This window comes from Teichococcus vastitatis, from assembly GCF_003604215.1.
In the GTDB taxonomy this organism is placed as follows: Bacteria; Pseudomonadota; Alphaproteobacteria; order Acetobacterales; family Acetobacteraceae; genus Pseudoroseomonas; species Pseudoroseomonas vastitatis.
In genome coordinates this window covers 17,265-27,220 of sequence record NZ_QXGS01000036.1, presented here as the reverse complement: position 1 = coordinate 27,220, position 9,956 = coordinate 17,265, and the positions used below count along the sequence as shown (strand labels likewise).

Below are 9,956 nucleotides of genomic sequence, written 5' to 3'. Positions count from 1 at the left end.
TTAACCCAGCCAAATCACCCAAAGGCAATTAAACCAAGTATTCTTCCAGAAAACCCGATGCAATTTTCAATGAACAAGTTGAAGATCGGCTTCGATCTTCAGATCACTCCCAAATCAGGAGGGCTGACTATTTAAGGCCCTTTGCCTAGAACGTCAACCCTCTTTTCGCTGAGAGCCTTCAGATTTCAGGGCCGTGTCGGCGCCTCCATCGTCGGGAGGCGGCTTTTAGGCCCCCTCCCATATCCTGTCAAACGCTTTTGCAGAGAAATCGACCACTCCGTGCCGGATCAGATCGACGTCACCAAACCATCCTGATCCGCGGAAACATTGACGGTGCTGCCATCTGTGACAGTTCCATCGAGCAGCATGCCCGCCAGCCGATCCTGAAGGTTCCGCTGGATCACCCGCTTCAGCGGCCGCGCACCATAGACCGGATCGTAACCCGCCTCGGCCAGCCAGTCCAAAGCCGCCCGATCCAGTTCTAGTCCGATCTTGCGGTCTTCCAACAGCTTCCGCAGACGTCCAAGCTGAATCTCGACAATGGCGCCCATATCGTGGCGGGCCAGACGCCGGAACAGCACGATTTCATCCAAGCGATTGAGGAACTCGGGGCGGAAGCGACCGCGTACGATGTTCATCACCTGACCTCGGACCAGATCCACATCCTCTCCCTCGGGCTGCGAAGCAAGTATCTCCGAGCCGAGGTTGCTGGTCAGCACGATCAACGTGTTGCGGAAATCAACAGTCCGCCCTTGCCCATCCGTCAGGCGCCCATCGTCCAACACCTGGAGCAGCACATTGAACACGTCCTCATGTGCCTTCTCGACCTCGTCGAACAGGATCACCTGATAGGGTCGCCGCCGAACCGCCTCGGTCAGCGCGCCGCCCTCCTCATAGCCGACATAGCCCGGAGGCGCGCCGATCAGCCGTGCCACGGAATGCTTCTCCATGTACTCGGACATGTCGATGCGCAGCAGCGCCTTGTCGTCATCGAACAGGAAGGCCGCGATAGCCTTGGTCAGTTCGGTTTTGCCGACACCTGTAGGACCCAGAAAGAGGAAGGAACCGATGGGACGGTTCGGATCCTGCAGACCAGCGCGGGCTCGCCGAACCGCCTTGGATACCGCCTCCAGCGCTTCATCCTGGCCCACGACGCGTCCCCGCAGCGTGTCTTCCATATGCAGCAGCTTGGCGCGCTCGCCCTGCAGCATTTTGTCCACCGGAATGCCGGTCCAGCGGCTGACCACCGCGGCGATACCCTCCTCGGTCACCGCCTCGTTGACCAACCGACCACCCTCGCCGCCATCCGCCAGCTGTCGCTCGAGCTGCGGGATTACTCCGTACAGCAGTTCCGATGCGCGGCCGAGGTCGCCCTTTCGCTGCGCAACCTCGACTTCCGTGCGGGCGCGATCCAGCTCCTCCTTCGCCTTCTGAGCCGCGGAGAGCTTCCCCTTCTCCTCCTGCCAGGCAGCGGACAGAGCATCCGACCGTTCTTCCAGCTCCGAGATCTCGCGCTCCAGTCGGACCAGCCGATCGCGACTGGCGACATCATCTTCCTTCTTCAGGGCCTCACGCTCGATCTTCAGCATCAGGATCCGGCGATCAACCTCGTCCAGCTCCTCCGGCTTGCTGTCGACCTGCATGCGCAGGCGGGATGCCGCCTCATCCACCAAGTCGATGGCCTTGTCCGGCAGGAAGCGATCCGTGATGTAGCGATTCGACAAGGTCGCCGCGGCCACCAGTGCGCTGTCCGCGATGCGCACGCCGTGATGCAGCTCGTACTTCTCTTTGATCCCGCGCAGGATCGAGACGGTGTCCTCGACACTCGGCTCGCCCACGAAGATGGGCTGGAACCGCCGCGCCAACGCTGCGTCCTTCTCGACGTGCTTGCGGTACTCATCCAGGGTGGTGGCACCGATGCAGTGCAGCTCACCGCGGGCAAGGGCCGGCTTCAGCAGGTTGGAGGCGTCCATCGCGCCATCCGCCTTGCCGGCACCGATCAGCGTGTGCATCTCGTCGATGAACAGCACGACCTCGCCGGCCGCCTGCTCGATCTCTGTCAGCACGCCTTTCAGCCGCTCCTCGAACTCGCCGCGATACTTGGCGCCGGCCACCATGGCTCCGAGATCCAGCGCCAGCACGCGCTTGTCGCGCAGCGCCTCGGGCACGTCGCCATTGACGATCCGCAGCGACAGCCCTTCCACGATGGCGGTCTTGCCGACGCCGGGCTCGCCGATCAGCACCGGATTATTCTTGGTGCGGCGTGCCAGCACCTGGATGGCGCGGCGGATCTCCTCGTCGCGACCGATCACGGGATCCAACTTGCCTTCGCGCGCCACCGCGGTGAGGTCGCGGGCATATTTCTTCAGCGCGTCGAAGTTCTGCTCGGCATTAGCGCTGTCCACCTTGCGGCCCTTGCGGATCGCCGCAATGGCGGCATCCAGCTTCTGCGCTGTTGCGCCGGCCTTGATCAGGGCGCGACCCGCCGGAGTATCGCTGGACGCCAGCGCCGTCAGTAGACGGTCCTGCGCCACATAAGCATCACCCGCCTTGGCAGCCTGCTGCTGCGCCGCATCGAGGACCCGCACGATGTCCGGCATGAATTGCGGCTGACCTGCCCCGCCACCCTGCACGCGCGGCAGCCGTGCCAGCTCGGCTTCCACGACCTCCAGAACGGGACGGGGGTCGGCGCCAGCCGCGCGGATCAGTCCCGCGGCAGCACCCTGCTCGTCATCGAGCAGCGCCTTCAGAAGGTGCTCGGCGGTGATGCGCTGATGATATTCGCGGATCGCGATAGTTTGAGCGGCCTGGAGAAAGCCCCGCGCGCGCTCGGTGAATTTTTCAATATCCATTTCGGTCCCTCCATCGAGGCAACCGGGTAGCGCAACCCTGAGAGGCGATGCACAACCCGTTGATACGCCCGATGTGGTACAGGATTGCCAGCCCCTTCAAGGGGATGCCGAGCAAAAAAGATCAGGAGCCAGACCAATGCGGGTCGAGAAGCTGTATCGCTACCCGGTGAAAGGCCTGTCGGCCGAGGCGCTGGAGGAAGCGAAGCTCGCAGTGGGCGAGTGCATCGCGCATGACCGGCGTTTCGCGCTGGTGCAGGGGGACGCACCCTTCGACGTGTCGGCTCCGCGCTTCCTGCCGAAGCAGAATTTCGCCTGCCTGATGGCCAATGCCCGGCTGGCGCTGGTGGCGGCGGCGTTCGATCCGCATGACCAATGCCTGTCTCTGCGGATTCCTGGTCAGCCTCCCATCCTGGCGCCCACCGGCAGCCCGGAGGGCCGTTCGGCCATTGCGGCGGCGCTGTGCGCGTTTCTGGGCCAGGAGGCACGGGGCACGCCCTACTTCACCGAGGCGGCAGGGCATGCCTTCACCGACCAGAAGCGCAAGGGCATCTCGTTGATCAATCTTGCCAGCCTGGAGGCTGTGGAGAAGGCAACCGGGCTGCAGCTCGATCCGCTGCGCTTCCGTGCCAATGTTTATTTCACGGGCCTGCCGGCCTGGGCCGAGTTCAACTGGATCGGTCAGGAGGTGCTGCTGGGCAGCGCGCGGCTGTCGGTGTTCAAGCGCACCGTCCGGTGCCCGGCCACCCAGGTGAACCTCCGCACCGGCGAGCGGGACGCCGATGTCCCGAAGCTTCTGCGGGAGCATTTCGGCCATGCGGATCTTGGTGTGCACGCCGCCGTGGTCGAGGAGGGCCGCGTCGCGGTCGGCGATGCGCTGGAGGTCCTGGCGCCCGCCTGATCTCCGGAAAACCCTGCGCGGGATGTCAGGCCCGCGCAGGCCAAGAGCTTACTGCACGGTTTCGCGCTGATCGGACGTGTCGTTGGACTCGCCGTCGAGACCGGAATGACCATGGCCGTTGAGGTCACCCCCCTCGCCCTCGCCATCCTCATTGCCGCCGCCGCGGCGGGGCTGCTGGCTCTGCTGAGCCTGCGCGGCCTGAGCCATGGCGTTCAGGATGCGGAAGTAATGCTCGGCATGCTGGAAATAGCTTTCCGCCATGACCCTGTCGCCGCCACTGGTCGCGTCACGGCCCAGCTGGAGATACTTCTCGAACAACTGCTGTGCGGTCCCGCGCAGCCGCATGTCCGGCCCGCTGGAGTCGAACACGTGGTTGCGGTTCATGGGCTGATGGCCGGTCTGACGGAACTGCCCGCCACCACCGCCGCCGCCGCCACTTCCGCCGCCGCTATGGCGATGGCCGCCGCGGCCGCGCATGCGCTTCATGTTCATTGGTATAGCGTTCGCCGTCTCATGCTGACGCCGTCCGACGCATGGGGGTCCAGAATCGGACCCGGACGCACCGGGCAGCTTGCTGATGGTATTGCATCACCGCGGAACCGCTGGGGTGGCCGCAGCCTGCCGCCAACCGGCCTGTCCAACCGGGGAGTTCCACCCGGGGCCGCTTCTGCACCCTAGCGGCCTGATGCGGAGCCGCCAAACGGTTTTTTCATCACCAGGGCCCTCGACACCCCTCCCAGGTCCGCATGGCTGCCCTGCACAGCCAATCCTGCTGCCTCGGCCAAGCCGGTAACCGCCGGTGCTTGGCCGAGGCCGAGTTCCAGCACCGCGCTTCCACCCGCCTTCAGGAGCCGCGGCAGCGCCCGAACGATCAGGCGGTAGGCATCAAGACCATCTGGCCCACCATCCAGTGCACGCGCCGGCTCATGCACCCGCACCTCCGGCATCAGCGACGGGATGGCCGCACTCTCGATGTAAGGGGGATTGGACAACACGAGGTCGAAGGAGGATCGAATCGCGTCGGCCCAGTGTCCGGCAAAGAAGGCGCAGCGTTTCTCCAGGCCATTCCGCCGGGCATTGCTGCAGGCCAGGGCGGCCGCCTCGGGTGACAGGTCCACCCCGATCCCGAAGCCGCCCGGCCATTCCGACAGAATCGCCAGCAACAGGCAGCCGGTGCCGGTACCGAGATCCAGGACCGCCCCGCTGGGCGGCAAATTCGATGCCAGCGCCGCCTCGACCACGACTTCGGAATCGGCGCGCGGCACCAGCGTGGCGGGCGATACCGCAAGGTCCAGAGTCCAGAAGCCCTGACGACCCAGGATCAGCGCCAGCGGCTCGCGCGCCTGCCGGCGCCGCAGCATGGATGCAAAACGCGATGCCGCCACCGGGGGGACCGGTGCGCGGGTGGCGCCCAGCAGCGAAGACGGCTCCCTTCCCATGGCGGCGCCCAGCATCAGCCGGGCTTCGAGCCGCGGATTCTCGATGGCGGCGGCGCGCAGGTGCTGGCCGGCGCGGCACAGAAAGGCGCCCACCGTGCCGGCCGGGTCGGAACAGTCAGACACCTTCGGCCGCCAGCCGCGCCGCCTCGTCCTCGGCGATCAGCGCGTCGAAGATCTCGTCGAACTCGCCCTGCATCACCCGTTCGATCTTGTGCAAGGTGAGCCCGATGCGGTGATCGGTGACGCGGCCCTGGGGAAAATTATAGGTGCGGATCCGCTCCGACCGATCCCCCGTGCCGACCTGTGCCTTGCGATCCGCCGAACGGGTGGCACTGACCTGAGACCGCTGTTGCTCATACAGCCGGGCGCGCAGCACCTTCATCGCCTTGGCCCGGTTCTTGTGCTGCGACCGCTCCTCCTGCATCGCCACCACGGTGCCGGTGGGAATGTGGGTGATGCGAACCGCACTATCCGTCTTGTTGACGTGCTGGCCGCCGGCGCCGCTGGCCCGATAGGTGTCGATGCGCAGATCGGCGTCCTGGATCTGGATGTCCACATCCTCGGCTTCCGGCAGCACGGCGACGGTGACGGTGGAGGTGTGGATGCGACCCTGCGCCTCGGTCGCCGGCACGCGCTGCACGCGGTGCACGCCACTCTCGAACTTCAGGCGGGCGAACACTCCCTGCCCCTCGACCTCGGCCACCGCGCCCTTGATTCCGCCCACCTCGGAATCGTCGTAGTCGAGCACGCCGAACCGCCAGCCGCGGCCGGCGGCATAGCGCTGATAGGCGCCGAACAACTCCGCTGCGAACAAGCCGGCTTCGTCGCCGCCGGCCGCCGGACGGACCTCCAGGATCGCGCTGCCGGCATCCGCGGCGTCGCGCGGCAGCAGTAGAAGCTGCAGCTCCCGCTCCAGCACGGGCACGGCGTCCCGCTGCGCGTAGTATTCGGCCTCGGCCAATTCCCGCATCTCGGGATCGGCCAGCAGCGCCTCGGCCTCATCGCGCGCCTGCTGCGCCTGGCGCAGGGCGGTCACCTTCTCCACCAGCGGGTCCAGTTCCGCCAGCTCCTTGGAGAGCTGGCCGACCTGCGCGCCATCCGCCGTTTCCAGCAGCGCGCGCAGCTCGTCCGCCCGGTACAGCAACCGGTCGAGCTTCTCCGCCAGGCTCATGACTCGTCACTCATTCGTCGTCGGCGCCGTCCTCGTCGGCGGCAAGCTCCATCTCCTCCACCATCTGCTCCAGCATGGCGTCCACCACCCCGGCAGCGGCCAGGGCCGGCAGCAACCCGCCGAGGCCGACGCGCTCCTGGGTGCCATCGCCGAGATTGCGCACGATCACCACATTCTCGGCGACCTCGCTTTCGCCGATGATGATGGCGGCCTGGCTGCCGATCTTATTGGCGCGCTCCATCCGCCGCTTCAGATTGCCCTTATAGGCGATCTCCCCCGGCACGCCCGAGGCGCGCAGCATCTGCAGAACGTCGAGCGCCGTGCCTTCCTCCGCCTCGCTCACCGGGATCACCGCCACGGGGCGGTTCGGCTCCGGGGTTTCGGCCAGCAACTCGGCCAGCCGCTCCACCCCGGCCGCCCAGCCGACGGACGGCGTGGCGGGACCGCCCATCTCGCCGACCAAACCTTCATAGCGGCCGCCGCCCATCACCGTGCCTTGCGCGCCAAGCCGGTCGGTGATGAACTCGAAAGCGGTGTGGCTGTAATAATCCAGGCCGCGCACGATGCGCGGATTCTCGCGGAACGGCACGCCGAAGCGCTCCAGGTGCCGCTTCACGGCACCAAAGAAGGCGGCGGCTTCCGGCGTCAGGTGCTGGTGGATGGTGGGCGCATCGGCCACCAGCTTGCGGTCGCCCTCATCCTTGCTGTCGAGGATACGCAGCGGGTTCCGGGACAGCCGTTCCTGGCTCTCGCGCGACAGCGCCTCCCGGTGCCCGGTGAAATACGCGATCAGCGCCGTGCGATAGGCGTCGCGGGACGGGCCGTCGCCCAGAGTGTTGATCTCGAGCACCACACCATCGTCGATGCCGAGCTGCTGGATGATCTGCCAGCCCATGGCGATCACCTCGGCATCGGCCAGCGGCTCGGCGGCGCCCAGGATCTCGGCGCCGATCTGGTGAAACTGGCGGAAGCGGCCCTTCTGCGGCCGCTCATAGCGGAACATCGGGCCGGTGTAGAATACCTTGCGCGGCAGGCCACCCTGGGTGAGGCCATTCGACACCAGCGCGCGGCACACCCCGGCCGTGCCTTCGGGCCGCAGCGTCAGGCTGTCGCCGCCACGATCCTCGAAGGTGTACATCTCCTTCGACACCACGTCGGACGTTTCGCCCAGGGAGCGGGCGAACACCGAGGTGCTCTCGAAGATCGGCGTTGCCCATTCCTCCAGCCCGTACAGGCCAGCCACGTGGCGCGCCGTTTCCACCACATGGTGGTGGCGGCGGAACGTCTCGCCGATCAGGTCCCTGGTGCCGCGAACCGGCTGCATTCCGCTCAACTTGGCTTACTCCGCTGCCTGCTTGGCGTCCTCGGTGGCCTTGGCGGCCGCGATCTCGGCAGCCTTCTTTTCCACCAATTCAACGATGTGCTCGACCATGTCGGTGCCCGCCACGGTGTGGTCGGTGCGGCCCGCATGATAAACCATGTGACGGTTGTTGCCGCCGCCGGTGACCCCGATGTCGGTCATCAGCGCCTCGCCCGGGCCGTTCACCACGCAGCCGATGATGGACAGCGTCAGCGGCGTCTCGATATGCGCCAAGCGCTCTTCCAGCGTTTCCACCGTCTTAATGACGTTGAAGCCCTGCCGGGCGCAGGATGGGCAGGAGATGATCTTCACGCCACGGTGGCGGATGCCCAGGGACTTCAGGATGTCCCAGCCCACATGCACCTCCTCCTCCGGTTCCGCCGAAAGGGAGACGCGCAGCGTGTCGCCGATGCCAGCCCAGAGCAGGCTGCCGAGGCCGATGGAAGACTTCACCGTGCCCGTGCGCTTGCCGCCCGCCTCGGTGATGCCGATGTGCAACGGGTGGTCGCAGGCTTCCGCCAGCTGCTGGTAGGCGGCGACGGCCAGGAACACGTCGGATGCCTTCACGCTGATCTTGAACTCGTGGAAGTCGAGATCCTGGAGGTGGGCCGCATGCCACAACGCGCTTTCCACCAGCGCCTCCGGATTCGGCTCACCATATTTCTCCAGCAGGTGCCGCTCCAGCGAACCGGCATTGACCCCGATGCGGATCGAGCAGCCATGATCGCGGGCGGCCTTCACCACTTCCCGCACCCGCTCCTTGGAGCCGATGTTGCCGGGATTGATGCGCAGGCAGGCAGCGCCGGCCCTGGCCGCCTCGATGGCCCGCTTGTAGTGGAAGTGGATGTCGGCAACGATCGGCACGTTGACCTCGTGCACGATCTCCTTCAGCGCGGCGGTGGAGGCCTCATCAGGGCAGGACACCCGCACGATGTCGACGCCCGCCAGTTCGGACAGGCGGATCTGCGCGATGGTGGCCGCCGCATCCTCGGTCGGGGTGTTGGTCATGGTCTGCACCGTGATCGGCGCATCCCCGCCCACCGGAACCTTGCCGACATGGATCTGCCGGGACTTGCGGCGCAGGATCTGCTGGTAGGGACGATAGGACATAGGCGGTCAGGCCTCCCGCTTCGGCATGCGGCCGATATGGCAGCACTGCGGCGATCGGCCAAGCGCCTATCGGGCCGGTGCTATCGGACCGGGATTTGTCCCGGTGCTGCCGCCTTGAGACGTTCGGCGTCCAGCAGGATATCGCGGCGAACGCCCATCTGGTTGGCGAAGGCTGCGCTTGGGGCGCCGTCCACCTCCACCGCCAACGCCTCGACGCGCCCGGTAGTCAGCAGCAGGCCGTCGCGCTGCGGCACCGCCCAGGCTTCGCCGGCCCGCAGCAGGCGGCTCAACAGCACCCGGTTGCTGCCGGGATCCCGCACCTGGATCCAAGATTCCTGCACCGCCCGCAGCTGGAAGCCGGCCGTGGCCGCGGGCTGCGGCTCCTTCGGGGCCGCCGGCGGCGTCGAAGGCGCCACCAAGATGGACGGCGGATCGGCAGGCGGCGCGAGAACCATGGCAGGCCCGGCCGGCTCCCGCTCCGTGGTCGCGGGCATGGACGCCGGGGCGGCCGCCTGTTGCGCGGCGGCGGAAGCTTCCGGCCGGGGCGGCTCAGGCCTGGTAGGCTCCGGGTGGAGAGGCATGGATTGCGGGCGTGGCAGGGGAGGCTGCCCCGCATCGCGTGCCACTTGGTCCAGCGCCGGCGGCAGCGACGCCACCTCATCCACCGTGCGGGCCGAGGAACCGCTCCAACTATGCCAGGCGCCATAACCCCCGAGCGCGACCACCAGCCCCAGAAGGATCAACGCCCCGGATGGAACGCCGCGATCCGGGACCGGCTCGGGAAACACCAGATCCCGTCCCCTGCCCTGCGGACCCACCATGTCGCGGTAACGCCGGACGGCATCAGCGGCATCGATCCCCACCGCCTGCGCATAGGACCGAATAAAGCCGGCTCCATAGGCCGCGCCGGGCAGTTCACGCCAGCGACCTTCCTCCAGCGCCTCCAGGTAGCGGCGATGGATGCGGAGGCGAGCGGAAAGCTCGTCCAGGCCGGTGCCCAGCGCCAGCCGCGCCTGGCGCAAATCGTCCCCGACCCGGACTGCCTCGGTGGACGGTGCCTGTGCCGAAGGATTGCGCTTCAGGTCGTAGGCCACGCAGGATCACCTTTCGCGTTGGCGGCCGAAGG

The 9,956-nt window shown here is 66.8% G+C and carries 8 protein-coding genes; 1 reads left to right on the top strand and 7 read right to left on the bottom strand.

Features of this window, described 5'->3' with window-relative positions:
- Positions 1 to 287: 287 nt before the first annotated feature.
- Positions 288 to 2,852 (bottom strand): ATP-dependent chaperone ClpB, encoded by a 2,565-nt coding sequence (gene clpB, locus D2K64_RS19965; RefSeq protein ID WP_120010137.1) that lies wholly within the window; start codon positions 2,850 to 2,852, stop codon positions 288 to 290.
- 136 nt (positions 2,853 to 2,988) lie between these two features.
- Between clpB and D2K64_RS19960 the strand changes: the two genes are divergently transcribed.
- Positions 2,989 to 3,750: an MOSC domain-containing protein gene (locus tag D2K64_RS19960; RefSeq protein WP_120010136.1), complete on the top strand. Its 762-nt coding sequence runs from the start codon at positions 2,989 to 2,991 to the stop codon at positions 3,748 to 3,750.
- Positions 3,751 to 3,798: 48 nt separating this feature from the next.
- Here the strand turns inward: D2K64_RS19960 and D2K64_RS19955 are convergent, their stop codons facing one another.
- The 6 genes from D2K64_RS19955 to D2K64_RS19930 form a co-directional block, all read right to left on the bottom strand.
- Positions 3,799 to 4,242, bottom strand: coding sequence for a DUF4167 domain-containing protein (locus D2K64_RS19955; RefSeq protein WP_238384320.1), 444 nt, complete (start codon positions 4,240 to 4,242; stop codon positions 3,799 to 3,801).
- A gap of 182 nt (positions 4,243 to 4,424) precedes the next feature.
- Positions 4,425 to 5,312 (bottom strand): peptide chain release factor N(5)-glutamine methyltransferase, encoded by an 888-nt coding sequence (prmC, locus tag D2K64_RS19950; RefSeq protein WP_120010135.1) that lies wholly within the window; start codon positions 5,310 to 5,312, stop codon positions 4,425 to 4,427.
- Positions 5,305 to 6,360 (bottom strand): peptide chain release factor 1, encoded by a 1,056-nt coding sequence (gene prfA, locus D2K64_RS19945; RefSeq protein ID WP_120010134.1) that lies wholly within the window; start codon positions 6,358 to 6,360, stop codon positions 5,305 to 5,307. The genes prmC and prfA overlap by 8 nt, the downstream gene beginning before the upstream one ends.
- Before the next feature lie 10 nt (positions 6,361 to 6,370).
- Positions 6,371 to 7,693, bottom strand: coding sequence for a histidine--tRNA ligase (hisS, locus tag D2K64_RS19940; RefSeq protein ID WP_120010133.1), 1,323 nt, complete (start codon positions 7,691 to 7,693; stop codon positions 6,371 to 6,373).
- A 6-nt stretch (positions 7,694 to 7,699) separates the two neighbouring features.
- Positions 7,700 to 8,830, bottom strand: a complete 1,131-nt coding sequence (gene ispG, locus D2K64_RS19935; protein WP_120010132.1) for a flavodoxin-dependent (E)-4-hydroxy-3-methylbut-2-enyl-diphosphate synthase — start codon at positions 8,828 to 8,830, stop codon at positions 7,700 to 7,702.
- 80 nt (positions 8,831 to 8,910) lie between these two features.
- Entirely contained in the window at positions 8,911 to 9,924 is a 1,014-nt protein-coding gene (locus tag D2K64_RS19930; protein ID WP_120010131.1) for a helix-turn-helix domain-containing protein, read from the bottom strand.
- Between the last annotated feature and the right edge of the window lie 32 nt (positions 9,925 to 9,956).

Excerpts from the sequence above, each read along its gene's own strand:
- ispG (WP_120010132.1), bottom strand. The coding sequence starts at position 8,830 with ATGTCCTATCGTCCCTACCAGCAGATCCTGCGCCGCAAGTCCCGGCAG.
- D2K64_RS19955 (WP_238384320.1), bottom strand. The coding sequence starts at position 4,242 with ATGAACATGAAGCGCATGCGCGGCCGCGGCGGCCATCGCCATAGCGGC.
- clpB (WP_120010137.1), bottom strand. The coding sequence starts at position 2,852 with ATGGATATTGAAAAATTCACCGAGCGCGCGCGGGGCTTTCTCCAGGCC.
- D2K64_RS19960 (WP_120010136.1), top strand. The coding sequence starts at position 2,989 with ATGCGGGTCGAGAAGCTGTATCGCTACCCGGTGAAAGGCCTGTCGGCC.
- prfA (WP_120010134.1), bottom strand. The coding sequence starts at position 6,360 with ATGAGCCTGGCGGAGAAGCTCGACCGGTTGCTGTACCGGGCGGACGAG.